Origin of the sequence: Mucilaginibacter pineti (assembly GCF_900101875.1) — a bacterium.
Lineage (GTDB): Bacteria > Bacteroidota > Bacteroidia > Sphingobacteriales > Sphingobacteriaceae > Mucilaginibacter > Mucilaginibacter pineti.
This window is the reverse complement of the sequence record NZ_FNAI01000008.1, coordinates 235,361-261,800: the sequence shown is the minus strand read 5'-3', so window position 1 is coordinate 261,800 and position 26,440 is coordinate 235,361. Positions and strand designations below refer to the sequence as shown.

General features: G+C 42.6%; 14 protein-coding genes. 13 read left to right on the top strand and 1 reads right to left on the bottom strand.

Annotation, left to right across the window (positions count from 1 at the left end; all coding sequences use genetic code 11):
- Positions 1-251 precede the first annotated feature (251 nt).
- From BLS59_RS17980 to BLS59_RS17935, 10 genes are all read left to right on the top strand, one after another.
- A complete protein-coding gene (locus tag BLS59_RS17980; RefSeq protein WP_091151153.1) occupies positions 252-2,972 on the top strand; it encodes an outer membrane beta-barrel protein in 2,721 nt (906 codons plus the stop codon).
- 140 nt (positions 2,973-3,112) lie between these two features.
- Positions 3,113-5,281, top strand: coding sequence for a S46 family peptidase (locus BLS59_RS17975; RefSeq protein WP_091151151.1), 2,169 nt, complete (start codon positions 3,113-3,115; stop codon positions 5,279-5,281).
- A gap of 123 nt (positions 5,282-5,404) precedes the next feature.
- Positions 5,405-6,736, top strand: a complete 1,332-nt coding sequence (locus BLS59_RS17970) for a sigma-54-dependent transcriptional regulator (RefSeq protein ID WP_091151149.1) — start codon at positions 5,405-5,407, stop codon at positions 6,734-6,736.
- 243 nt (positions 6,737-6,979) lie between these two features.
- Positions 6,980-8,959 carry a KUP/HAK/KT family potassium transporter gene (locus tag BLS59_RS17965; RefSeq protein ID WP_091151147.1) on the top strand — a complete coding sequence of 660 codons (1,980 nt, stop codon included), beginning with the start codon at positions 6,980-6,982 and terminating at the stop codon, positions 8,957-8,959.
- Positions 8,960-9,210: 251 nt separating this feature from the next.
- Positions 9,211-9,288 (top strand): potassium-transporting ATPase subunit F, encoded by a 78-nt coding sequence (locus BLS59_RS32705; protein ID WP_091151259.1) that lies wholly within the window; start codon positions 9,211-9,213, stop codon positions 9,286-9,288.
- A 9-nt stretch (positions 9,289-9,297) separates the two neighbouring features.
- Positions 9,298-11,016 (top strand): potassium-transporting ATPase subunit KdpA, encoded by a 1,719-nt coding sequence (kdpA, locus tag BLS59_RS17955; RefSeq protein ID WP_091151144.1) that lies wholly within the window; start codon positions 9,298-9,300, stop codon positions 11,014-11,016.
- Positions 11,017-11,062: 46 nt separating this feature from the next.
- Positions 11,063-13,096: a potassium-transporting ATPase subunit KdpB gene (kdpB, locus tag BLS59_RS17950; RefSeq protein WP_091151142.1), complete on the top strand. Its 2,034-nt coding sequence runs from the start codon at positions 11,063-11,065 to the stop codon at positions 13,094-13,096.
- 11 nt (positions 13,097-13,107) lie between these two features.
- Positions 13,108-13,671 carry a K(+)-transporting ATPase subunit C gene (locus tag BLS59_RS17945; protein WP_091151140.1) on the top strand — a complete coding sequence of 188 codons (564 nt, stop codon included), beginning with the start codon at positions 13,108-13,110 and terminating at the stop codon, positions 13,669-13,671.
- A gap of 52 nt (positions 13,672-13,723) precedes the next feature.
- On the top strand, positions 13,724-14,854 hold the full coding sequence (locus BLS59_RS17940; RefSeq protein ID WP_091151138.1) for a sensor protein KdpD: 1,131 nt from the start codon (positions 13,724-13,726) through the stop codon (positions 14,852-14,854).
- Positions 14,851-16,608 carry a HAMP domain-containing sensor histidine kinase gene (locus BLS59_RS17935; protein WP_091151136.1) on the top strand — a complete coding sequence of 586 codons (1,758 nt, stop codon included), beginning with the start codon at positions 14,851-14,853 and terminating at the stop codon, positions 16,606-16,608. Before BLS59_RS17940 ends, BLS59_RS17935 begins: the two co-directional genes overlap by 4 nt.
- Positions 16,609-16,948: 340 nt before the next feature.
- Here BLS59_RS17935 and BLS59_RS17930 read toward each other — a convergent pair whose 3' ends face one another.
- A complete protein-coding gene (locus tag BLS59_RS17930; RefSeq protein ID WP_091151134.1) occupies positions 16,949-17,398 on the bottom strand; it encodes a hypothetical protein in 450 nt (149 codons plus the stop codon).
- Between the two features lie 165 nt (positions 17,399-17,563).
- Here BLS59_RS17930 and BLS59_RS17925 point away from each other — a divergent pair, with 165 nt between their 5' ends.
- The 3 genes from BLS59_RS17925 to BLS59_RS17915 all read left to right on the top strand — a co-directional run bounded on the left by BLS59_RS17925 (position 17,564) and on the right by BLS59_RS17915 (position 26,438).
- Positions 17,564-20,032, top strand: coding sequence for a glycoside hydrolase family 95 protein (locus tag BLS59_RS17925; RefSeq protein ID WP_091151133.1), 2,469 nt, complete (start codon positions 17,564-17,566; stop codon positions 20,030-20,032).
- A 257-nt stretch (positions 20,033-20,289) separates the two neighbouring features.
- Positions 20,290-22,854: an FBX42 beta-propeller domain-containing protein gene (locus tag BLS59_RS17920; RefSeq protein ID WP_091151131.1), complete on the top strand. Its 2,565-nt coding sequence runs from the start codon at positions 20,290-20,292 to the stop codon at positions 22,852-22,854.
- Positions 22,855-23,306: 452 nt separating this feature from the next.
- Positions 23,307-26,438, top strand: coding sequence for a SusC/RagA family TonB-linked outer membrane protein (locus BLS59_RS17915; protein ID WP_091151129.1), 3,132 nt, complete (start codon positions 23,307-23,309; stop codon positions 26,436-26,438).
- The last annotated feature ends 2 nt before the right edge of the window (positions 26,439-26,440 follow it).

Here is a 26,440-nt window from a genome sequence, read left to right as displayed (position 1 = left end):
TAATAATCATGTTTGTTTATATGTTAGTTAAATTATCCATTATGATACCCATATTGTCCATTGATGCAGATTATTATTGAACATATTTTTGAGATGGCTATGACTGGCTGATCTCATTATAATACCTGTGCCTAAACAGTTTATTAACAAACCACGCCTGAAAATCACCCTGTATTTATGACATAGCCTGCCAGGTTAACCCTGCCTGAAAACCTTAATATATACCTTTATCACACACCCTTATACCCTGCATGAAATTTATTCTTATTTTCATTTCACTATTATTCAGTGTAACCTTTTCTTTTGCCCAAAATCACGCTATAATTAAAGGAAAGCTTATCGATTCTGCCGATAAAAAGCCTTTAGAGCTTGGCACCGTTGCGCTTGTTAATGTTAAAGATACAGCGCTCATCGCCTATACCTTAACAAAAAAAACGGGCAGCTTTGAACTCAATAACTTACCTGCCGATCGTAAAATAAAGCTGGTTATTTCCTTTGCATCTTACCGCCCCATTGTTAAAACATTCACCCTCAAAAAAAATGAAATAGTTGACCTTGGCGAGGTTGAGATGGGTAAAAAAATGCTTGATGAGGTGATTATCAGGGCCGATAGGCCGCCCATCACCATGAAAAAGGATACCATTGAGTTTGCCGCCGAGGCATTTAAAACCAGACCAAATGCTGTGGTAGAGGAACTGCTGAAGAAAATACCCGGTATACAAGTAAACGGTGATGGCTCCATAACCATGAACGGCAAGGCTGTAAGTAAGTTGTTAATTGACGGCAAACAGTTTTTTGGCAGCGATATGAAAATTGCCAGCAAAAACCTTGATGCCGCTATAGTATCATCGGTACAGGTTTATGACGACCGCGAAAATGACCCCGACCACCTCATAAGTGATTCAAAAGTTGGCAAGATCATTAATCTTAAACTAAAAAAGGCTATTAAGAAAAGTGTTTTCGGGAAGGTATTTGCTGGTGGTGGTACACGCGGGAGGTATGAAAGCGGTGGTTTATTTAATCTGTTTAGGGATACCCTGCAGGTAAGTATAATCGGGCTTAGTAACAACCTTAACCGTACTGCGTTTTCAAATAATGAACTGTATTCGCAGGGTGGTTTCAACCGTAGCGGGGGCGATAATTTATACAACGGTACAGTATCTGTAGGTGGCCAAAACTGGGGTGGCGGGATAGAAAAGATCACATCGGGCGGTTTTAATTTAAATACCGATTATGGCAAAAAACTAAAAGTTAACCTGCTTTATTTCTACAGTCAAAAAAATAACTTTTCCCAAAGCTCGCAAATAGGACGGCAGTTTTTAAAGGATACCACCTTAATAAACTCAGGAAAAAATACCAACGAATCCAATACCTATTCGCACTCCATAACTGGTTTGGTAGATTGGAACCCGGATACTTTGCGCACTTTCCATTACTCGCCCAGGATAGTTTTCAACAGAAATAACGGCACAAACAGTTCATCGGGAGATAGCTTTAACGGCTTAGGTCAACACCTTAGCGATAATACCAATACCTCAAGCAATAGCGGTACATCGGCACAAATTCACCAGGATTTTTATTTCAACAAGCGGTTTAAAAATAAAAAAGACGAATCATTAAACATTAGTCATAGTCTTGATGTAAACCCTAATCAGGGCGAGGGTTATAGTAATAATGACCTGCACTCCTATGTGGCAAACCTTAAATCAGACACATTAAGGCGGTATTCGCGCAGCGATAACAAAAGTTTTTCGGGCAATTTAAGCGGTAGTTTCCGTTACCCTGTCACTAAAAAACTAACGCTGGATATCACCACATCTGGTACTTACAATCAATCGGTTGAGCGCAACCTTACTTTTGATAAAAATAAGGTAAATAACCTGTATGATATATTTTTGCCCACACAAAGCACCGATTTAAAAAGGAATCAGTGGATAGAAGATGTTAAACCAGGTATTACCTACAAATTCACAAAAGAGATACAGGTTGTTGCTGGATTGAGTTTTAACTGGCAACAGGTTGAAAATAAGTTTACTACAGGTAATCTTTACAGTAACTACCTGTTTTATATGCCATCTTTCAGGGTGGAGGCCGGCCCGGTTTCTGCAAGCTTCAGCCGGTATACCAATTTGCCTTATCTATCGGCATTGCAGCCTACAACAATTGTTTACAGCCCCTTGTACAGTCAAACGGGTAACCCGCTGTTAAAACCATCAACAACCAATAATTTCGATTTAAACTTTAATAAATACTTCGAGGCCCCGCAGCTGTACATCTATGCCTATGGCAATTTCTCGTCAGAACAGAACAGTATTACCCGGGTATTAACCGCAGCCGGCAACGGGGCGCAGTCAACCAATTTTGTTAACCGCGATGGCCAACAAAGGCTTTACGGGTCCCTTGGTATAAACAAGCAATTTAAGAAGCGTGGCAAGTGGCAAATAAACGCCAATACCCGTTTGGGGATTAACAACAACCGCAATTTGAATATTTTAAACGGTGTAGAAGGCTGGCAAAAAAGCACCTCCTATAATTTTAACCAGGGTGCAGGTGTTAACTGGAACGATAAGGTTGAACTTAATATAGGTGGAGGCTATAACCTTTCCCATACTTTTTATGATTATGGCGATCATAAACGGATAAACACCAGCAATTTTAACCTTAACAACAACATTGTGATCCGCTGGCCGGCAAAAATCATCTGGGAAACCAAGCAGGATTTTATTTATAACTCGCAGGTAAGCAGCGGTATTCAAAAAAGTATAAATGTTATCAGCAGTTCGGTAGCCCTGCAAATGCTTAAAAAAGACAGGGGCGAAGTTAAACTGACCGCCTATGATATTTTTGATCAGAATGTAAGCGTATACCGCTACACGGGCGATAACAGCATTTACGATATTCAAAATAACACGCTTAAAAGGTATTTCCTGCTAACGCTTACTTATAAGTTTAACCACCTTAGTACAAAGTAATGCCGCCGGCAGGTATAACATATAATTAAAGTCGCCGTTTATTTACAAACTTTTGGCATATTAACTTACAATGAAAAATTGTATTGTTGTACCGAAATATCCCAGGGTATTTCATACTATCGAAATTATAAAATAAATATATGACTAAACTTAAATTGGTTTTTGTGATGCTGTTGCTGCCGCTGCTGTTTGCAGAGGCGGTTAAGGCCGATGAGGGAATGTGGATTCCGATGCTTATCGGCAAAAATTATGATCAGATGAAGAAACAAGGCTTCAAACTAACCCCAGAAGACTTGTACAACATCAATAAAGCCAGTATAAAAGATGCCATTGTTTCCTTGGGAGGCGGATTTTGTACCGGGGAAGTAGTATCCAATAAAGGCCTGGTTTTTACCAATCACCATTGCGGTTACGAGTCTATCTCGGCAAATTCAACCCCACAAAATGATATTCTTGATAACGGTTTTTATGCTAAAAGCTACCAGGAAGAAAAAGCTATCCCAGGACTTTTTGTGCAATTTTTGGTGCGGATGGAGGATGTTACCCCTCAAATAACCGCTGCCTTAAAAGGTGCTACCGACGCCAACCGTGCCGAAAAAATAAAGGAAGCCAGCGATGCCATTATAGCGAAAGCAACAGCCGGAGGCGCCTATGAAGGTGCTGTAAAGGATTTTTTTAATGGTAACCAATACTTTTTATACCTGTATGAAACTTACAACGATGTAAGGTTGGTGGGCGCTCCGCCGCAATCAATAGGTAAATTTGGTGGCGATACCGACAACTGGGAATGGCCACGCCATACCGGCGATTTCTCTATCTTCCGTATTTATAGCGGTAAAGACGGAAAGCCCGCCGCTTACTCGGCAGATAATGTTCCGCTTACGCCTAAAAAGTTTTTGCCGGTATCTATCAAAGGCGTTAAAAATGGTGATTTTGCTATGGTATACGGTTACCCTGGTAAAACTGACAGGTTCCTTACCTCAAACGGGGTTAAAGTAGCAACCGAAGAAACCAACCCGGTTATTGTAAAGCTGCGCGATATCCGCCTTAAAGCATGGAAAGAAGAAATGAATAAAAGTGTAGATACACGCCTTAAACTATCTTCAAAATATGCCGAAATAGCCAATTACTGGAAATATTTCATCGGCCAAACAGAGCAATTAAAGCAATTGGGTATTTACGATCAAAAGCAAAAAGAAGAGGCCGCATTTACCAAGTGGGCAGCAAACAAGCCCGCCTACGCAGGTTTAATGGATGGCTATAAAAAGCTATATGCTGCCTATGATCCTTATGCTGTGCACAACACCTATATTGAAGAGGGCTTATTAGCCCCGGGTTTTGTAGTTAATACGCTGATCACCTTTGGCGGTTTAAGAGCGTTGGAGCAAAATAAAAACGACCCCAAAGCTGTAGAGCAGATCCAAAAAGAGCTTAAAGAAGCTACTGACAATTACCTGAAAACATACAACGTATCTGCCGATAAAAAGATCTTTGTGCAAATAATGGCCGCTTATTATGCCGATGTGCCTAAGGATCAGCACCCGCAGTTTGTTGAGGATATTATTGCCAAATACCCGGCGCCAACGGTAGAGGGCACGTTCTCTAAACTGGCCGATGATCTTTGGGCTAATAGCGCTATCATAGATTCTACCAAGCTAAAAACCTTTATGCAAAACCCATCGGCCGATGCGATGTTTAATGATCCGGCGTTTTTGTATGCCAGGAATGTACATCCGAGGCTGTATTCTGAAAAAGTTTTCGGCAAAAAAGTAAGTGACTTTGAAGCAGGTAAAGACAGCCTGGACAGGATCTATCTTAAAGCCCTGCTGGAGAAAAATCAGGATAAATTAATGTATCCCGATGCTAACTCAACCATGCGTATCAGCTATGGCAACGTGCAGGATTATACCTCCAAAGAGGGGAAGCATTTTGAAGTACAAACCACCCTTGACGAAGTAATGAAGAAATACAAGCCTGGCGATGACGAGTTCGATCTGCCTAAATCTTTGATCACAGCCTACAACAATAAGCAATTTGGCCAGTACGGCATGAACGGAACAGTACCCGTTTGTTTTATTACCAATGATGATATTACGGGCGGCAACTCAGGTTCGCCGGTTATAAATGGTAACGGCGAGTTGATAGGCCTGGCCTTTGACGGCAACTGGGAAGCCATGAGCGGCGATATTGCCTTTGATAAAAAGTACAAAAGAACCATCTGCGTAGATATTCGCTACGTGTTGTGGTGTATGGATATTTTAGGAGGTGCCAATAACCTGATCAGCGAATTGGATATTCACAAGAACTAAGTAAAACTTAAGTTTGTAGGAAAGGCCGCTCAAAATTTATGAGCGGCCTTTTGTTTTTTATCTTATGATAGAAATAAGCGCTAATATTGCATAAAAGATGCCCGGCATTTTATCCCGCTAAGTATGCAGAACACCATTTTAATTATCGACGACGAAAAAAAACTGAGCGGTCTGCTTGCCCGCATTATTGGGTTAGAGGGCTATAATGTGCTGGAAGCCGCCACCGGCAAGGAGGGGCTGAAGGTGCTGATTCAGGAAGATGTACTGTTGGTGATAAGCGATGTAAAGCTGCCCGATGTAAACGGTGTAGACCTGGTAACCGCCATAAAAGAAAAGAAACCTTATGTAGAGGTAATTAACCTTACCGCCTATGGCACCATTGCCGATGGCGTAAAGGCCATCAAAAACGGTGCTTTTAACTATATCATTAAAGGTGATGATAACGACAAGATCATCCCGCTGATAAGCCAGGCTATGGAAAAGGCCGCCTTACAGCTGCGTGTTTTTGAGTTGGAAAAAAAGGTGACCAATAAATATAGTTTCGCCCGCATTATAGGCACATCCAAACCGATATTGGAGGCTGTATCCCTTGCCCGCAAGGTTGCCGCTACAGATACCACCGTATTGCTTTTAGGCGAAACGGGTACAGGAAAAGAAGTTTTTGCTTCGGCTATACATTATGAAAGCCAGCGCAGGCTGATGCCCTTTGTGGCGGTAAACTGCAGCAGCTTTTCTGCCGAGTTATTGGAAAGCGAGCTATTTGGCTATAAAGCCGGTGCGTTTACAGGGGCTTTAAAAGATAAAAAAGGACTGTTTGAAGAAGCCCAGCATGGCACTATATTTTTAGATGAGATAGGTGAGATGAGCCACGAACTGCAAGCCAAACTGCTGCGTGTGCTGGAAAATAAAACATTTATAAAAGTAGGTGATACCCAAACCACCAAGGTAAATATCCGCATACTGGCTGCTACTAACCGCGATTTGCAGCAGGAGGCCGAAGCAGGTCATTTCCGGCTTGATCTTTATTATCGTTTATCGGTATTCAGTATTTCATTGCCTTCGCTTAATGATCGTAAGGGTGATGTTGAGCTGCTGGCTAATTATTATCTTAAAGAGTTTACCGCCAAGGCCGGCAGGCGTATGGCTAAGCTAACGCCGGAATTTTTAAACCTCCTTAACCGCCATCATTGGAAAGGGAACATCCGCGAACTTAAAAATGTTATTGAACGCGTGGTGATCCTGGCCGACGATGATACCCTTGATGCAGACCTGCTGCCCCTGGAGTTCAGGCAAGGCAGCGTTGACCATAGCGCGCTTGATCTGGCAACTATCGAACGGCAGCATATTCAAAAGGTACTTATTCATGCGCAAGGTAATAAAACAGAAACCGCCCGCTTGCTGGGCATCGGTCTTACCACGCTTTACCGCAAGCTCGATGAGTATAAATTGGGCTAAAAACCATACCATTTTGAGAAACGCCCTTCCATTTTGATAGTCCACCCTTTCATTTTGGCATGGTTTTCAAAGTGTGATAATTTAAAAAGTGCCTTTACGGTCGTTTAAGGCCGTTTTTGCTTTGTGGTATTGAGTTTGCAGGCGGCGGGGTATGAATTATACCCCTTTTTGCTTAATGTGCCGCCGGGCACTTAACACGGTTAACCCCATCCGCTTACAAATCACAAACTTTTCTTTCGTATCATGAATCCCCACCTTCGCAAAGTTTCTGCGGGTGGCTTGTTGATCACCCTCGGAATTATTTTTGGCGATATAGGTACATCGCCATTGTACACCTTACAAACACTATTAAAAGAAGGTGGCCGCACCGACCAGTTTATGGTGCTTGGCGCCATATCCTGCGTTTTTTGGACACTTACCCTACAAACTACCTTCAAGTACATTTTTATTACTCTGCAGGCAGATAACCGCGGCGAAGGAGGCATCTTCTCCCTATTCGCGTTAGTTCGGCGTTATGGTAAGTGGCTGGCTATCCCGGCTATTATTGGTGCAGGCACATTGCTGGCCGATGGTATAATAACCCCGCCAATTTCTGTAACATCGGCCATTGAGGGTTTAAACCTGGTACCTGCACTGTCAAAGATCATCACTCCCGGTAACGATGTTGTATTGATAATTGTGATAGCTATTATGCTACTGTTGTTCTTTATTCAGCAGTTTGGTACAAACGTGGTTGGTGCGGCATTTGGGCCGGTTATGCTGGTTTGGTTTATTATGCTGGGCGTATTAGGCAGCATTCAAATAGCACATTACCCGGTTATCTTTAAAGCATTCAACCCTATGTACGGCTACCATTTATTAATGGACCATCCTAAAGGTTTCTGGCTGTTAGGCGCTGTTTTCCTTTGTACTACGGGTGCCGAAGCTTTGTATTCAGATCTGGGCCATTGCGGCCGTAAAAATATCCAGGTAAGCTGGATGTTTGTAAAAACTACCTTGCTGCTCAATTACCTTGGGCAGGGTGCATGGGTATTGCGCCAAACTAATCCTTTAAGCGTTAAGGATATCAACCCGTTTTTTGCTATTGTGCCACATGGCTTTGTTATCCCTGTAGTAATTATAGCCACGCTGGCTACTATTATTGCCAGTCAGGCATTGATCAGCGGGTCGTTTACGCTTATAAGTGAGGCGGTGAGCATGAACTTCTGGCCGCGTATCACCATAAAATATCCGTCCAACATCCGGGGGCAAATTTATATCCCCAGCATTAACTGGATCTTGTGTTTCGGTTGTATAGCCGTGAGCCTTTACTTTAAAACTTCCGAAGCCATGACGGCCGCTTATGGTTTTTCTATTACTATAGCCATGCTCATGACCACCATACTCATGTACTATTTTATGCGCTATGTAAAGCATTGGCCGTTGTGGCTGGTGACTATCATACTGTGTATGTTTCTCAGCGTAGAGTTTTCTTTCTTTGTGGCCAACGCTGTTAAGATCCTTAAACGTTTGTTTTTCCTTGGGTTTGAAGTTGGGCTGATATTTACCATGTATATCTGGTTTAGGGCGCGTAAGATCAATAACCGCTTCCTCAACTTTGTTGATCTTAGAGAACAGATACCCGTGTTGAATGCCTTGAGCGAAGATACATCGGTATCAAAATTCGCAACGCACCTTATCTACTTAACTAAAGCCAACAATAGCAGGCAGATAGAGCAGAAGATCATCTATTCCATATTTAGCCGGAAGCCCAAGCGGGCCAATGTTTATTGGTTTATCCATATTGAACGTACCGATGAACCTTTTACCATGGAGTACAGCGTGGAGGAACTGGAAGATGATAAGGTAATAAGAGTAGAGTTCAGGCTCGGTTTCCGTATTCAGCCGCGTATTAATGTGCTATTCAGAAAAGTAGTTCAGGAAATGGTTGCTAACGACGAGCTGAATATTACAAGCCGCTACCCGTCATTAAAAAAATATAACCTTGCTGCCGATTTTCAGTTTGTGATATTAGAAAAGTTCCTTTCGTATGAAAATGAGTTCAGCGCCAAAGAGGGTTTTATCCTCAATAGTTATTTCGCTATAAAACGGTTGGCCCAGTCAGATGCCAAAGCCTTTGGGTTAGATACCAGCGAAACCCGGATAGAGAAAATTCCGATGGTGGTAACGCCGGTAAACAACTTCCACCTTAAAAAGGTTCCCCCGGTAAGTTATGCCGGATAATGTTCTTTTGAAAACCGACCCTTCCATTTTGGAAGGGTTTTTTGTTTATAGATAGTTTTGGCATGCTGTTTTTAATTGTAAGTATTTGTTTATCAGGTATTTAATTTGTTGTTTGTTTCGATGGTATTGCGTTTGCCTATTGTAGTCAAAACAAAATAAAAATGATAACAATAGTTTTATTCCTGGCCATTCTGATATGCTGCTGGGTATTCTTTAAATCAATCGACTGGTTCGAAAAAATCTAACAAATCATGATCGCACTATTTATTATCTCAATCGCGGTATTTGTATACATGATATACGTGCTGCTTAAACCCGAACAATTTTAATTAAAAGCAATGAACACGGAACTATTTGGAATTTTAGCCTCCTTCATCATTACGCTGCTCATCGGCATTCCGCTGGGCAAGTACCTGGCTAAAATGTTTGCAGGCGAAAAGGTATGGACCGATTTTATGAAACCGCTGGAAAGCGGCATTTATAAACTATCGGGCATCAACCCTAATGAACCCATGAACTGGAAACAGTTTTTAAAAGCAATGATGACCATTAACGCCTTTTGGCTTGTATATGGCTTTTTTGTATTAATGCACCAGGATAAATTGCCGCTTAACCCCGATGGCAATCCCGGCATGAGCGCTGACTTGGCGTTTAATACTATCTTAAGCTTTGTAGCCAATTGTAACCTGCAGCACTATAGCGGCGAAAGTGGTGCTACTTACCTTATTCAGCATTTTATATTCATGTTTCTGCACTTTTGCAGTGCAGCAACAGGTATAGCCTGTGCAATAGCGGTATTTAAAGCCTTCCGTGATAAAACCACTACCGATCTGGGTAACTTTTGGGCATACTTTGTAAAAGGTATCACCCGTTTGCTGTTGCCATTGGCAATAGTTATAGCACTTATATTAACCTTTAATGGCACACCGGCCAGTTATGCAGGTAAAGACAAATTCATATCCCTGCAAGGCGATACCGTAAACGTTTCCCGCGGACCGGCAGCGCAAATGATAGCCATAAAGCACCTGGGTACCAATGGTGGCGGCTGGTTTGGCGCCAACTCGGCCCACCCGCTTGAGAATCCTAATTACCTTACCAACGTTGTCGAGATCGTATCACAAATGATCATCCCTATAGCAATGGTACTGGCATTCGGTTACTTTATCCGCCGCAAAAAATTAGGCTGGATGATATTTGGCGTAATGGCATTGGGTACACTGATGCTGATGATACCAACCATCAGCAGCGAACTTGGCGGTAACCCGGCTATTGCCAAAATGGGTATTGCCCAAACCACAGGCGCTATGGAAGGCAAGGAAGTAAGGATAGGTCCAATGGCTACCGCTTACTGGAGCACGCTTACCACCGTAGTATCAACCGGGTCTGTAAACGGAATGCATGATAGTACCATGCCACTTACCGGCTTATGGCAGCTGTTGGCCATGATGATAAACTCCTTCTTCGGCGGATGCGGTGTAGGTGTGTTGAACTACCTTATTTATGTGATCATTGCCGTATTTATATCCGGGTTGATGGTTGGTCGTACCCCCGAATTTTTGGGCCACAAGGTAGAGGCAAGGGAAGTGAAGATAGCCGCTTTAATTACGTTGCTTAGTCCGTTTTTAATATTGGCGGGTACAGCAATAGCAAGCTATGTGTTCACCAATTTTGGCAATGCCGATTGGGCTGTTAAACCATCAACATGGCTAAACAACCCCGGTTTTCATGGCTTTAGCGAAATGCTGTATGAAAATACATCATCCAACGCCAACAACGGCTCCGGCTTTGAGGGACTTGGCGATGGTAACATCTTCTGGAATGTACTCACCGGTTTGGTGATCATTTTAGGCAGGTTTTTACCCATAATTGGCCCGGTTGCCATAGCAGGTTTGCTTGCTCAAAAGAAGTACATCCCCGAGTCGGCAGGTACACTTAAAGTTGACACCGTGACCTTCAGCATGATGACCTTTGCCGTTATCCTTGTACTTAACGCGTTATCATATTTCCCTGCACTGGCCCTTGGTCCTATAGCAGAGTATTTTTCAATGCTTAAATAAAGCCCCAACCAACCCTCCCCAAAAGGGAGGGCTTTAAAATAAAAAAATGAAAACTCGATCTAATAAATTATTTGAACCTGCTTTAGTGCAAACAGCCCTAAAAGAGTCGTTCATTAAACTTAACCCTAAAACCATGATGCGCAACCCCGTAATGTTTACGGTAGAAGTTGGCACAGCGGTAATGTTATATGTTACTTTTTACAGTTTATTGCATAGCGGCCAGGGCTCATTTGGTTATAACCTTACCATATTTATCGTTCTGCTGTTAACCCTGCTGTTTGCCAATTTTGCTGAGGCCATAGCCGAAGCAAGGGGTAAGGCGCAGGCCGATAGCTTACGCAAAACAAGGGAGGATACGCCGGCAAAAGTTGTGCTGGAAGACGGTTCGATTGTTACCCGGTCTTCTAATCAGCTCCTTAAAGGTGATGTGTTTACCTGCGAGGCCGGCGATACCATCCCTACTGATGGAGAGATCATTGAAGGCTTGGCCACTATAGATGAATCGGCCATCACAGGTGAATCTGCACCGGTTATCCGTGAGGCGGGCGGCGATAAATCATCGGTAACGGGCGGTACAAAAGTACTGTCAGACCAGATAAAGGTTGTAGTAACCACCCAGCCCGGCGAAAGCTTTCTGGATAAGATGATAGCGCTGGTTGAAGGTGCATCGCGCCAAAAAACACCAAACGAGATAGCCTTGACCATTCTATTGGCCAGCTTTACCCTGGTATTCATTATTGTATGCGTAACCTTGAAGCCATTTGCTGATTATGCGCACACACCTATAACCATTGCAGCGTTGATCTCCCTGTTTGTTTGTTTAATACCTACTACAATAGGTGGTCTGTTATCCGCCATTGGCATTGCCGGTATGGACAGGGCCTTGCGTGCAAACGTAATTACAAAGTCTGGTAAAGCGGTTGAAACTGCCGGCGATATTGACGTATTGCTGTTAGATAAAACAGGTACCATTACCATTGGTAACCGTAAAGCCACCCAGTTTTGGGCTGCCCCTGGTGTACAGGATGATGACTTGGTAAAGGCCTGCGTATTAGCTTCGCTGGCGGATGAAACCCCCGAAGGTAAATCCATCATAGAGTTAGCACAGCAGGGGAGCACAAGGTTGTCGTTAACTCCGCCGCAGGGATCGGCATTTATAAAATTCTCTGCCGAAACCCGTTCAAGCGGTATCAACACACCCGATGGTAACCGCATCCGTAAAGGTGCTTTTGATGCCATCCGGAATATGACGCTTACTGCTGGCAACAAGTTTAGCAGCGAGGTAGAAGATAGGGTGAAAATCATTGCATCAAACGGTGGTACGCCGTTGGTGGTAGCCCAAAACGAACAGGTTTTAGGTGTAGTTGAGTTACAGGACATCATTAAACCCGGTATTGCCGAACGTTTTGAACGCCTGCGTAAAATGGGTATCAAAACAGTAATGGTAACCGGCGATAACCCGCTTACTGCCAAATTTATAGCCGAAAAGGCCGGTGTTGATGATTTTATTGCCGAGGCACGCCCCGAGGATAAAATGAAATACATCAAAAACGAACAGGCAGCTGGCAAACTGGTAGCTATGATGGGCGATGGTACAAATGATGCGCCTGCACTTGCCCAGGCCGATGTAGGCGTAGCCATGAACAGCGGTACCCAGGCAGCCAAAGAAGCCGGTAACATGGTGGATCTGGATAACGACCCAACCAAGCTTATTGAGATAGTGGAGATAGGTAAACAACTGCTGATAACCCGCGGTACACTTACCACCTTCTCAATAGCTAATGATGTGGCTAAGTATTTCGCCATTGTTCCTGCCTTGTTCATCGCATCTATCCCGGCATTGCAGAGTATTAATATTATGCACCTGCATAGTCCCGAGAGTGCTATTTTATCGGCAGTAATATTTAACGCCATCATTATTCCAATGCTTATCCCGCTCGCTTTAAAAGGTGTTGAATATAAGCCGATTGGAGCAAGCGCCTTATTACGCCGTAACTTGCTTATTTATGGTTTAGGTGGTGTTATAGCGCCGTTCATCGGCATAAAGATCATCGACCTGCTTATTTCAGTTTTAGTTTAAAATTCAAGAAAATGAAAAAATATATCATTCAATCTATCAGATTGACAGTTGTGCTCACCGTTTTATTATGCGTTATCTATCCAGTGCTTATTACCTTTGCAGGTAAGCTTTCAAAGGGCCAGGGCGATGGCGAAAAGATCATCGTTAATGGTAAAGTGGTTGGTTATGCGGCCATAGGTCAAAAGTTTGATAAGCCGCAATATTTCTGGGGACGTCCATCAGCAGTGGGTTATAATGCAGCCGGTTCTGCAGGCTCAAACAAAGGCCCAAGCAACCCCGACTATTTGAAGGATGTAAACAGCCGTATAGATACGCTGTTAAAATATCACCCTGGCTTAAAACGTGCAGATATTCCTGCCGATTTGGTAACTGCCTCTGGTAGTGGTCTTGATCCGGATATTTCGCCGGAAGCTGCCAAAATACAGGTAAAAAGGGTTGCCCAATTCCGCAAGTTAGATGAGCAAAAGGTGGAAGCATTGGTAGCAAGTCAAACAGAAAAACCTTGGTTGGGTATGTTTGGTCCATCAAAAGTTAATGTACTGAAACTTAATGTAGCGCTCGACGCGTTGAAGTAATAGAAGCTTAAGATTACCCTTCTCCTCAAAGGGAGAGGGGTTTAAAAAGATCATGGAAAGCGATAGTAAAGACGGTACCGTAAAAACCTTTATCGACCTTGTAAAACGGTCCAGGCGGGGTAAGCTCAAAATTTATATTGGGATGAGCGCCGGTGTGGGCAAAAGCTACCGGATGCTGTTGGAAGCCCATGCCCTGCAGCGCAATGGCATCGGTATTCAAATAGGGTATATTGAAACCCATAATCGTGCCGAAACACATGCCTTGCTGGCTGGCTTGCCCATTATCAATCGTCGTAAAATATTTTACAAGGGCAAGGAATTGGAAGAGATGGACCTTCAAACCATCCTTAACCGGCATCCCGAAGTAGTTATTGTTGATGAACTGGCCCATAGCAATATCGAAGGCAGTAAAAATGGTAAGCGCTGGCAGGATGTGGTTGATCTGCTGGAGGCTGGCATCAGCGTAATTACCGCGGTGAACATTCAGCACCTGGAAAGCCTTAATGAAGAAATTGAACAAATAACCGGTGTACCCATAACCGAACGCATCCCCGATAAGATACTGGAACTGGCCGACGAGATCGTGAATATCGACCTTACCGCCGATGAATTGATTGACCGCTTAAAAGAGGGCAAAATTTACGACCAAAGTAAAATAGAACGGGCGCTGCAAAACTTTTTCCAGAGCGATAAGATACTTCAGCTGCGCGAGATAGCGCTCAAGGAGGTTGCCCACCATTTAGAGCGAAAGATAGATATAGAAGTTCCCAAGCAAATAAAGCTGAGGCCCGAACGTTTTTTAGCCTGTATATCATCCAATGCCGAAACTGCCAAGATAGTGATTCGCAAAACGGCAAGGCTGGCATCCTACTATCGTTCGCCGTGGATAGTGCTGTATGTGCAAAGCAGCAGTGAAAGCCTCGACCGCATAAAACTGGATAAGCAACGGTATTTAATTAATAACTTTAAACTGGCTACCGAACTGGGCGCCGAAGTAATAAAGATAAAAAGCGACAACGTAACCCAAGCCATTATGCAGGTTGCCGATGAGCGCGAGATAACAACTATTTGCATTGGCAAACCCCACCTGAGTTTGTTTCAGGTGATTGTACGCACCGCAGTATTTAATGAACTGTTAAAGAACATTGCGGCCAAAGAAACTGATTTAGTAATACTGTCATGAAAGTAAAAAATAAACTCCGCTTAGGATTTGGATTCCTGTTTGTCGTGGTGCTGTTCTTCGGCGCGATATCCATATTCTACATCAACCAGATCTCAAACAGTGCTAAGATCATTTTAAAGGATAACTACGAAACGCTAAGCTATTGCCGCGAAATGCGTACTATTCTTGATGAAAACAGTTTGCCATTAAGCAACGCCGCTATTGAAAAGTTTAACGGTCAGCTTGCCAAGGAAGAGCATAATATTACAGAACCGGGTGAAGCGGCGGGTGTTGCAGGTATTAAAGCTTCATTTAATTTGCTGCAAAACAAAACCGCCAGTTTAGCCGACCTGGCCATAGCCGAACGCACCACCCGCCGGTACCTGCGCCAGGTTGAAACGATAAATATGAAGGCCATTGTTCATAAAAACGACAGGGCAAATACTTCCGTTGATGAATCTACCTTGTTTTTAGGTTTTGCGGGTACGTTTACTTTTTTGGTGTTGTTTAGCTTTAGCGTGAACTTTCCCGGGTTTATTTTAAATCCGCTTAACACGTTATTAACGGGGATTAGGGCAATTGGTCAAAAGAACTACAGCCAACGCATTCATTTTGATAAGAACGACGAGTTTGCCGAAGTTGCAGGTGCCTTCAATGATATGGCCATCCGGCTTAATGAATGGGAAAATAGCAACCTGTCCAAAATCATGTCGGAAAAACTGCGGATCGAAACCATTATTGAGCAAATGCACGATGCCATTATCGGTATAAATGAAAACCGGGAGGTGTTATTTATTAACACAACCGCCAAAAATATCCTTAACCTTGGTCATGATAAAATGGAAGGCCGTTCGGTAGAGGATATGGCTAAAGGTAACGATCTGTTTAAATCAATAATTGCCGATGAAATGGCCGGCAAGCCATTTAAGATAGTGGTAGACGGCAGAGATTCGCATTTTCAGTTAGAGGCAAGGGAAATAGCCGTACCCAACCTGGTAACAGATGCAGATCAGCCTTTAAATAAAGCCAGGATTCCGGCAGGTAAGGTTTATATTCTGCGCAACATCACCGAATTTAAAGAGCGCGACGAAGCAAAGACCAATTTTATAGCCACCATATCGCATGAGTTAAAAACGCCTATATCATCTATAAAGATGAGCCTGAAATTAATGCGCGATGAGCGTGTGGGCCATATCAACACCGAGCAACAGCAACTGCTTGAACATATAAAAGATGATAGCGACCGCCTGCTAAAGATCACAAGCGAGCTGCTTGAGCTATCGCAGGTGGAAACCGGGAATATCCAACTCAATTTTATTCCTGTTAAACCAGAGCAGATCATCGATTATGCTATTGAATCGGTAAGTTTTCAGGCCAAGCAAAAAGGGGTGAAGCTTGAGGTTGTGAAAAGTGAAGGCTTGCCGGTGGTAAATGCCGACGTGGAGAAAACAGCCTGGGTGCTGGTCAACTTCCTGTCGAACGCGCTGCGGTACAGTTCAGAAAAATCAAAGGTGATCATCAGCATCAGTAATGCCGGGGGCGAAGTGGAATTTTCTGTGAAGGATTTTGGTAAGGGTATAGATGAGCAATATCAAAAACGCCTGTTCGACCGTTATTTTCAGGTACCTACGGACGGGCAAAACAAATCCGGCTCGGGTCTGGGCCTTGCTATTTCCAAAGATTTTATTGAAGCCCAAAACGGCCGCATCTGGGTTGAAAGCGCCATTGGCGAGGGTAGTAAATTTGGCTTCGCACTGCCGGTGGCTAATGTTTAGTAGGAGAAAATACCCCCCCCCCCTTCGCACTTTGAGAGAGAACAATAGCTTATTGAAATACATTGTAGAATAAAAGAACAGGGGTAGTCCCCGCTGGGGACAAATTCTTTTTTTCTATTATCCTACAAACAGGTAGTCCCTCCGGGACAGAGAAGTGTATCTAATATTGATAAGAAACGGTAGTTTTTATGTCCTGGAGGGACTACCTGTTTGTAGAAAAAGACATCAAATCGTTTATGCCCCATAGGGGCTACCCATATTTCAATTGATGGACTATTGTTTTTGATCGGGCACGCAACGCATTGTGTTATGGCAGAGGTGTGTTGTTCACATGTTTTTTTTACCTTCTTTTCATCCTCGAAAAAGGATACCCATTACACCCTTCTTTTGGATGCGTGCGATTGGCCTTGGCGGTGGCTTCGGCAATGGAATCGGTTTTGGCATCGTATACGCTGAGGCAATAGCCCCATAACCAGGGTTTCATTTTATTGAAGGCCATATAATCTATACGGGTATAAAGGCCGCCTTCGCCGGGATTTTTATTGTCGTTGCGGGCCAGCAGATACTGCTCTTTGGTGTTCCACTTTATAATATGAAATTTGGTGTGCGGTAGTTGGATCCACAAGGTATCGTTAATGGTATACCGTATGCCGTAATCATCAACAAAATTACCTTTCACAAGTTCGGGTGCATGTTCAGGGTCATGTTTAGGTATTGCCGGTTTATAATTAAAGCTAATGCCCAGCAACAGCACAACTCCCGATAGTAATATTGTTTTTACAAAGGTCATAGCAGGTTTTTTTGGTGTAAAACTAATAGATTGCGTTAAATTAAAGCAAAAAGGTTATCGGTTAATCCATTATTAATGGTTTATTAATTGGAATTTATTTTCTTTACCTTACATAAACCCCAAGAGGCTGCTTGCCTTTTGAAAAACCAGTTATCAAACCAATACATGACCAAATTTTACAAACTCATATTTTTATTGTTATTAATATCGCCTGCCGTAATTGCAAACGCTCAAAGCAAAACTGACAATAAGCTTTGGTATACCCAACCGGCAGGCAATACCTGGGCAAATGCCCTGCCTGTAGGCAACGGGCGCTTAGGGGCTATGGTTTATGGTAATCCCGGTCGTGAGGTTATTAAGCTTAACGAAACCTCGGTTTGGAGCGGCAGTCCGTCTGATAATAATAATCCAGATGCCTTGGAGGCCTTGCCGCAGGTAAGGCAACTGCTTTTTGAGGGCAAATATAAAGCTGCGCAGGCGTTGGCTTCAAAAAAGATCCAGGCTAAACAAAACAATGGGATGATGTATGAGCCGGTGGGTAATTTATACCTTGATTTTCCGGGGCACACCCAGCCAGAGAACTACTATCGTGAGCTAAACCTTGACGATGCCATTGCCCGTACCATTTACACAATCGATGGCGTAAAGTATACCCGCGAAGTTTTTTCGTCCATCCCTAACCAGGTAATAATTGTGCGGCTTACGGCCAGTAAAGCAGCTATGCTTAACTTTTCGGCATCTATGGGCTCGCCACAAAAAACGGTTATTAAGGCCAATGAGGGTAATGTGCTGCAACTCTCGGGCACTACTACAGATCATGAGGGCGTAAAGGGAATGGTGAACTTTGAATCGCTGGTGAAATTGAAAACCGATGGCGGTTCAGTAATCAAGACTGATACCAGTATAGTTGTAAAAAATGCTACGTCGGCAACGCTATATATTTCTATAGCTACCAATTTTGTTAATTATCACGATATCAGCGCAGATGCTTTTAAACGTGCGGATGCTTACCTGCAAAACGCGTTGAAAATTCCTTATGTTACGTTATTACAGGCCCATAAAGCGGCTTATCAAAAATATTTCAATCGGGTTAAGCTTAATTTAGGTCGTACGGCAATGGCAGATAAGCCTACCGATGAACGACTTAAAGCATTTGCAACTGGTAACGACCCACAATTAGTATCGCTATATTTTGCTTACGGACGTTACCTGCTTATTTCAGCATCAGAACCGGGCGGACAGCCGGCCAACCTGCAAGGAATTTGGAACGATTTGATGGACCCGCCCTGGGATAGCAAATACACCATCAACATTAATACCGAAATGAACTACTGGCCGGCCGAGAATACCAACCTGCCAGAAACGCATTTACCGCTGATACAAATGGTGCGGGAACTATCACAAACAGGTGCCAAAACTGCCAAAGTGATGTACGGCGCCGGGGGCTGGATGACTCACCACAATACCGATCTATGGCGAATAACCGGCCCGGTTGACGATATATTTTACGGCATGTGGCCAATGGGCGGTGCATGGCTTAGTCAGCATTTATGGGAAAAATACATGTACGGTGGCGATAAGCAATACTTAACATCGGTATATCCCATATTAAAAGGAGCGTCGCAGTTTTATCTTGATTTTTTAATTGAGGAGCCGGTACATCATTGGCTGGTTGTATCGCCGGGGATGTCGCCAGAGAACTCGCCAAAATCACATGAGGGCTCTTCGTTTACTTATGGCGCTACTATGGATAACCAGATAGTTTTTGATCTGTTATCCAACACAATTCGCGCCGCCGAAACGCTTGGGGAGAATAAAGCTTTTATTGATAAGCTAAAGGCAACCCGTAACCGCTTACCGCCTATGCAAATTGGTAAGTATAACCAGTTACAGGAATGGCTGGAAGACCTGGATGATCCGAAAGATAAACACCGCCACGTATCACATTTGTTCGGGTTGTTCCCAGGCAAGCAGATTTCGCCATACCACACACCTGAATTGTTTGATGCCGCCCGCACCTCGCTTATTTACCGTGGCGATGTATCAACCGGCTGGAGTATGGGTTGGAAGGTGAATTTATGGGCGCGCTTTTTAGATGGTAATCATGCTTATGAACTCATTAAAAAACAGCTTTCGCCCTTGGGCGTAAATGAAGGCGGCGGCGGAACATACATTAACCTTTTCGACGCACACCCACCTTTTCAAATAGATGGTAACTTTGGCTGTACTGCAGGTATTGCCGAAATGCTGATGCAAAGTCATGACGGCGCGCTGAATTTGCTGCCCGCATTGCCAGACGTTTGGGCAAATGGCAGTATCAGCGGATTACGAGCCCGCGGCGGTTTTGAAATAGTAAAACTTGTATGGGAAAATGGCAAAATTGTAAGCGTTTCTATCAAATCTACCTTGGGTGGTAACTGCCGTTTAAGGGTGCCTAACCAATTAAAACAGGCTGGAGGCGCTCAATTGAAAGCTTCCAACGGCAGTAATCCTAATCCGTTTTATCAAATAGAAGCGGTGGCCAAACCCATTATATCGCCGCAGGCTATACTAAAGCAACCCGGTATAAAACAGACACTTGTTTATGACCTGCCTACACAGCGGGGTGTTACCTATACGCTACTCACAAAATAGGCTGTAAGGATTTAGCCGCTGCACATTTAAAGCTTTATGTTACCCACAACACGTGGGCTGGTATTTTTTTGTTAAAAACGACAAAAAAATACCAGCCTGCATAACATATATTGCCTTAGATACCTTACATTACACTAAATTTGTTTCAATTATAAACTATACGTTGCGTAAACAGCGGTTAATTTTTGGGTTAATACCCCTATAAAGTTATCGGCAAACGTTTATGCACACAAATTTGGTAACCGTTCATCTTACTAATGAGATCAAGGAAAAATCTGCTTTATATATTTTTACTGCTTTTAAGTTGTTTTACATCGCAACGCTTATTCGCGCAATCATATGGGTTAGGTTTCCTGTCGCATGAAACGGTGCAGGATAAACGTACGGGGCTTGATCTTAGTCCGGATGGGCCTTTATGTTTTAAGGATAACTTTGAGCTCTCTTTTGATTTCGCTTTTTTGCCAAACCATGAAAATCACTTTGGTTACATAGTAAGGCTTATCAATAACGATAAGCAAAATATTGATTTACTGTACGACCGGCGCCTGGAGGGTAAACATTTCAAATTCATCATCGGCGAAAAGTTCTCCAACATCTCCTTCAACATTGACGAAAAGAAACTGGTAAGCGGATGGACGCGATTGCGTATAAAGTTTGATATGCAAAGCCAGTTGCTTACACTTACTGTAGATGGTGTGGTTTACAGCCAGCATGTGCAGCTGACTAAAAATAATTGCTTTAAAATGCTGTTTGGCTCAAACGATTATCTGGATTTTAAAACCAATGACGTGCCGCCAATGAAACTCAGGAATATTGAAATTACCGAGGGACAAAAGCTCAGTTACAAATGGCAGCTAAACGAAGTAGATGGCAGCCAAATCCGTGATGAGATAAATGGGAGTATGGCAGCGGTAGTCAATCCGCTTTGGGTAAAAAAGCTGCATTGCAATTGGCAGCCTTTGCAAACCCTAACAGTTGATGGCGCGGCGAGTGTGGCCTTTAACCCCGAAAGCGAAACCATATACATAACAGGTACCGATTCGTTGGTAAGCTATTCGGTACCATTATCAAAGGTTACCTCGTTCCGCTACAAATCAGGCGATCAGTTTCTTATTCGGGGTAACCAATCTTACTACAATAGTAACCTCAAAAAATTGTTCAATATTAATGTAGAACAAAAGCAGGTGGCCACTTATGATTTTAGCACGCAGGCATGGGATATAAAACACAAGAACAGCGCCTTTGAAACCAATTACTGGCATACCAATAAATTCTATTCCCCGGCAGATTCATCACTGTATATCATTGGTGGATACGGGCAGTTCATGTTCAGGAACGATGTACAGCGATACAATATCAAGTCAAAAAGTTGGCAAAAAGTAAAAGTTGGCGGCGAAGCCCTAACACCCCGTTACTTGGCTGCGCTGGGAGCTACTGATGGTGGCGCTTATATTATGGGTGGTTACGGCAGCTCAAGCGGGCAGCAGATCCTTAATCCCAAAAATCTGTATGATCTTATTTATTTTGATGTAACGTCGCACACGTTCAAAAAAATATATGAGCTTAACATCAAGGGCGAAGATTTTGTGTTTGCTAATTCAATGGTGATTGATAAAAAAAGTAATTCGTACTACGCACTCATATTTCCAAAGCATAAATACAATTCAAACCTGCAGCTCATCTCAGGATCATTAACAGAGCCTAAGTTTAAGATACTCGGCAATGAGATACCGTATACCTTTCATGATATAAGTTCATTTGCTGATCTGTTCTATTGCCCCGAAAGTAAAAAATTCATCGCCATAACGCTTTTCCTGGATGAAAAAGGGCAGACAAAGGTGAACATATATACGCTTAACAGTCCGCCGATTGCTAATATTAGGGCTACCGCTGGTACCAGCAAAAGCGGGATTTCGCCACTTGTATATATAGGTATAGGTTTGGTACTTATATTGGGCACATTTGTTGCTTTTTACAGAAAGAAAACGGCAAAAAATCCTGTTGAAGTGTCCAACCAGCCCAATCGAAAAGCAATAACGCCCGTTACTGCCGAGGAACTTGCTCAAAGTATAGCTGATGAAGAGGAAGAAGTTATTGACTTGAGAAACAAAATATACTTGTTTGGCGATTTGCAGTTGTTTGACAGTGAGGGTAACGATATTACCAAACACTTAACGCCGCTTACAAAAGAGCTGTTCCTTATAATTATTTTGTATACCATAAGGCGGGGGAGAGGTATCACCTCTGAGAAATTGAAGGAGATCCTTTGGTTTGATAAATCGGCAGAAAGCGCGCGTAATAACCGCTCGGTTAATATAGCCAAGCTTAAGAATGTGCTCGACAAAATGCAGTCATGCCAGATCTCGAAAGAGAGTGGCCATTGGAAAATTGATATGGACACCCAGCTTGTTAAGGTTGACTATCAGCATTACCTTGATATTGTTAAGGATAAGCGAAAACTGGATAAGCAAAAGATCTCAGATATGGCCCGTATCATACAGCGTGGTAACTTTTTGGCCGATGTGGAATACGAATGGCTTGATACCTTTAAATCAGAGATATCAAACGAAATTATTGACACCTATCTGCATTACGCGGCTTCTATAAATATTACCGATGATCCGGAGTTTTTAATAAAACTGGCCAACTACATCTTCTATTTCGATCCGGTGAATGAGGAAGCTATGACGCTTAAATGTAAATCATTGATATCGCTGGGTAAACACTCACTGGCTAAAAATGCTTTCGATTCATTTTGCAAGGAATACAAGACCATTTATGGCGAAGAGTTTGCGAAGGATTTTAATGCAGTAATAGCCTAAATAACGTCACCTCCGGATTATCTCATCAATGTGTTTTTATAACTCTTATTAAAATGCCTGCCGGCAAATTAAAATTTTATAGCCAGTAAATAATTTCATTATTCTGTTCTGCAAATACCGGGTATAGCCTGCTTTTTTTCAATTAACATGAATTTTACGCAATCGATTGCAAAAAAATTCATAAAAGCGATGATTTTAACGTTTTTATAGCTGAAATTAATGTTTTATTAATTTTTTATTAGTCATCTGATCGTTTACTTGTATCAAATTATAAACGCAATACACACCGTCTTTTAGCATTAACCAGGCAAAGTAGGTGAATGTATAAATCAAACTTTAAAACTATGTACCATTACGAAACTAACCCGCCGTAAGTATGTGCTGCAACGCGCTGTTTACTACCCTAACCAGGTACCCAATTAATCAAACCTTAAACATAAAAGAGAAGCAATATGAAAATATTCAAATACTTACTTATTATAATTTTTCTTTATCCGCTCAGTTTATTAGCCCAGCAAACTGTAAACATTAGCGGTAAAGTAACTGATACAAACGACGGGCTACCGTTGCCGGGTGTTACCGTAACGGCTGGCGCTGTAGTCGCAGTTACCAATACATCGGGCGAATACAAGATAGCCGCGCCGGCAAACGCTACCGAGCTTACCTTTAAATTTATAGGTATGAAGCCTGTAATCGAAAAAATAGGTGGTCGTACCGAGATCAATATATCCCTTACCTCCTTACAGTCAAACTTAGATGAAGTTGTAGTGGTAGGTTACGGTGTTCAAAAAAGGGCAACTATTACAGGATCTATTGCAACACTTCAAAATAAAGAGATCACCACTACAAAGAATGAGAGTGTGATTAATATGCTTACCGGTAAAATACCGGGTGTACGTATTTTGCAAACAACAGCCGAGCCCGGTTCTTATTCAAACGTCCTGAACATCAGGGGATATACAAGTGCCCCATTAGTTGTAATTGATGGTGTAATTGGCGGCGACCAATCAACCATTGGCCGTATGGACCCTAACGAAATTGAAAGCATATCTGTACTGAAAGATGCTGCAGCATCCATTTATGGTATACGGGCTGCCGGCGGTGCCATTTTAATTACTACCAAAAAAGGCAGTAAAAACGGAAAAGTGAACATCAATTACTCATTTAACGATGCGGTACAGACGTTTTTAGGGATGCCAGAAGGTGTTGGCGCTGTTGATTTCATGATGCTGACCAATGAGAAAGCGAAACGTGATTTTGCCAATAACTTTGTATCAAATATTACACCGGTGTATTCATATAATGATATGAAACCCTGGATTGACGGCAAGCGCCAAGCTGCAGACTGGATAGGCCTCGTTTTCAGAAAAACAGCTAATCAATTAAATCATAACTTAAATATAGACGGTGGAAATGATAAGCTAAACTACTTTTTTAACTTTGGTTACCTAAAGCAGGATGGTGTTTTTAAAACCGGCGATTTAAACTACAACAAGTATAACTTTCGTTCAAACGTTACTGCAAAAATAACAAAAGGCTTACAAGCGCAGGTATTAACATCCGCCTGGATGGATGAAAAAAACCAGCCTTATACCGATGAATGGACTGTTTATAAGTATACCTGGAACCAGAAACCTGTAAACCAGATTTACGCCAATGATAATCCGCTGTACCCAAACCTTATACCAGGGGGAGATAATCAAAACCCGGCGATCATGACAGATGCTGATAAAGTTGGCTCAAAAAGGTACAGGAACAAAGCCGTTACCAGCCAGTTAAATTTAACGTATGACATACCAGGTATACAAGGGCTTACCGCAAAGGCTTTGTTTAACATTGATTACGGTGTTGCCGATAATAATGAACTTAAAAAGTCATATTTCTTATACACTTATGACGCAGCAAACAATATATATTTACCCAACCAGGTAAACTTGCCTGCAGGTGTGAGCCGTGCTTATTATACCCATTTAAACACATCAAGCCAGTTAACTTTAAACTACGCGCATACATTCTTTAATGATCATAATGTAGCTGCAATGTTCACTTATGAGCAAAGCCATCAAACTGCTGATAATTTTAATGCCCACCGCGATGTGGAGATCCCTGTAGAATACTTATTTGGGGGGTTGCCAAACTCAAACATGTCTGGCGGTATGGACATTAATGGCTTGCAGGACGTAGGTTACAGAAGTGTAATTGGAAGGTTCAACTATGATTATAAAGGAAAATACCTGCTTGAATTTGTATTCCGCAGGGATGGTTCAAATAAATATCAACCCGGACCGGATCAATGGGGCTTTTTCCCCGGCGGATCAGTAGGTTGGGTTATCACCAAGGAAAAATTCTTCCATGATCTGGTATCTGACAATATCATTTCTAACCTGAAACTGAGAGCCTCTTACGGCCAAACAGGAAACGATGGTGGAAATGCTTTTAACTATGTTGCCGGATATACTTATCCCATAAATAGCTATATTTTTGGCCCAAGTGCAGTAAACGGCTCGACTCCAAAACTTGGTAACCCTGGCTTAACCTGGTCTGTATTAACCAAAAGCAACCTTGCTTTAGACTTTGGTTTATTTGGCGGAAAAGTAGATGGTACTATAGAAGTTTTCAGAAGTGACGAAACCGGCCTGGCAGCAACACCAAGTACGGCATTGCCAGGAACTGTAGGTGCAGACGTACCGCAGATCAACTATAATAGCCAAAGAGTACAAGGTTTAGATTTCAACATTTCTTACAGAAATACATTTGGAGATGTGGGTGTAAGCATTGCCGGTAATATAGGTACCACCCGTTTAGAGAATTTGAAGGTTTTACGTGGCAACTCAGGTAATGAGTATTCAAACTGGAAAGAAAACCAAACCAACCGCTACCAGAACATTTGGTGGGGTAAAGAGTACGCGGGCCAATTTACAACCTACAACCAAATTTACAATTATGGTGTAAACACAGGCGGCGGTAACAACAATACTATCCCCGGCGATTATTATTATAAAGATTGGAATAACGACGGTGTGATAGATGGTAAAGATGATCACCCTATTGCTACTTCTGATATTCCGCTATATAATTATGGCCTTACCCTTGGATTAAGCTATAAAGGGTTTGATATGAATATGGTTTTGCAAGGTGCAGCAGGTGTTTACGTACAATACGGAGAACAATTTGCTTCGCCGCTTATGTATGATAGAAGTGCCTTAACCCGTTTCCTTGACAGCTGGCATACAGTTGACCCGGCTGCAAATGTTTTTGATCCTAATACACAATGGGTACCCGGATTTTACCCTGCAATGGGTTCGCCAGATGCGCAAGGTACAAAGGCTATACAAAGTGCGAGTTACCTGCGTGTAAAATCGCTTGAATTTGGGTATTCGTTATCTCCTGCGGTATTAAAAAATATAGGTATTAAAAAGCTTAGGGTATATGTAAATAGCTACAACCTGTTAACTTTTACCGGATTAAAGAATTACGATCCTGAGCACCAGGGCCCAAGCCCCCGTAACGGTAATGACGGCATAAGCGGATACACTTACCCAATGAACAGGACTTTTAATCTGGGAGCTAACGTTTCCTTTTAAAT

Bases quoted from the DNA above. Each gene is read 5' to 3' on its own strand.
- BLS59_RS17980 (WP_091151153.1), top strand. From the start codon at position 252: ATGAAATTTATTCTTATTTTCATTTCACTATTATTCAGTGTAACCTTT.
- BLS59_RS17975 (WP_091151151.1), top strand. From the start codon at position 3,113: ATGACTAAACTTAAATTGGTTTTTGTGATGCTGTTGCTGCCGCTGCTG.
- BLS59_RS17970 (WP_091151149.1), top strand. From the start codon at position 5,405: ATGCAGAACACCATTTTAATTATCGACGACGAAAAAAAACTGAGCGGT.
- BLS59_RS17965 (WP_091151147.1), top strand. From the start codon at position 6,980: ATGAATCCCCACCTTCGCAAAGTTTCTGCGGGTGGCTTGTTGATCACC.
- BLS59_RS32705 (WP_091151259.1), top strand. From the start codon at position 9,211: ATGATCGCACTATTTATTATCTCAATCGCGGTATTTGTATACATGATA.
- kdpA (WP_091151144.1), top strand. From the start codon at position 9,298: ATGAACACGGAACTATTTGGAATTTTAGCCTCCTTCATCATTACGCTG.
- kdpB (WP_091151142.1), top strand. From the start codon at position 11,063: ATGAAAACTCGATCTAATAAATTATTTGAACCTGCTTTAGTGCAAACA.
- BLS59_RS17945 (WP_091151140.1), top strand. From the start codon at position 13,108: ATGAAAAAATATATCATTCAATCTATCAGATTGACAGTTGTGCTCACC.
- BLS59_RS17940 (WP_091151138.1), top strand. From the start codon at position 13,724: ATGGAAAGCGATAGTAAAGACGGTACCGTAAAAACCTTTATCGACCTT.
- BLS59_RS17935 (WP_091151136.1), top strand. From the start codon at position 14,851: ATGAAAGTAAAAAATAAACTCCGCTTAGGATTTGGATTCCTGTTTGTC.
- BLS59_RS17930 (WP_091151134.1), bottom strand. From the start codon at position 17,398: ATGACCTTTGTAAAAACAATATTACTATCGGGAGTTGTGCTGTTGCTG.
- BLS59_RS17925 (WP_091151133.1), top strand. From the start codon at position 17,564: ATGACCAAATTTTACAAACTCATATTTTTATTGTTATTAATATCGCCT.
- BLS59_RS17920 (WP_091151131.1), top strand. From the start codon at position 20,290: ATGAGATCAAGGAAAAATCTGCTTTATATATTTTTACTGCTTTTAAGT.
- BLS59_RS17915 (WP_091151129.1), top strand. From the start codon at position 23,307: ATGAAAATATTCAAATACTTACTTATTATAATTTTTCTTTATCCGCTC.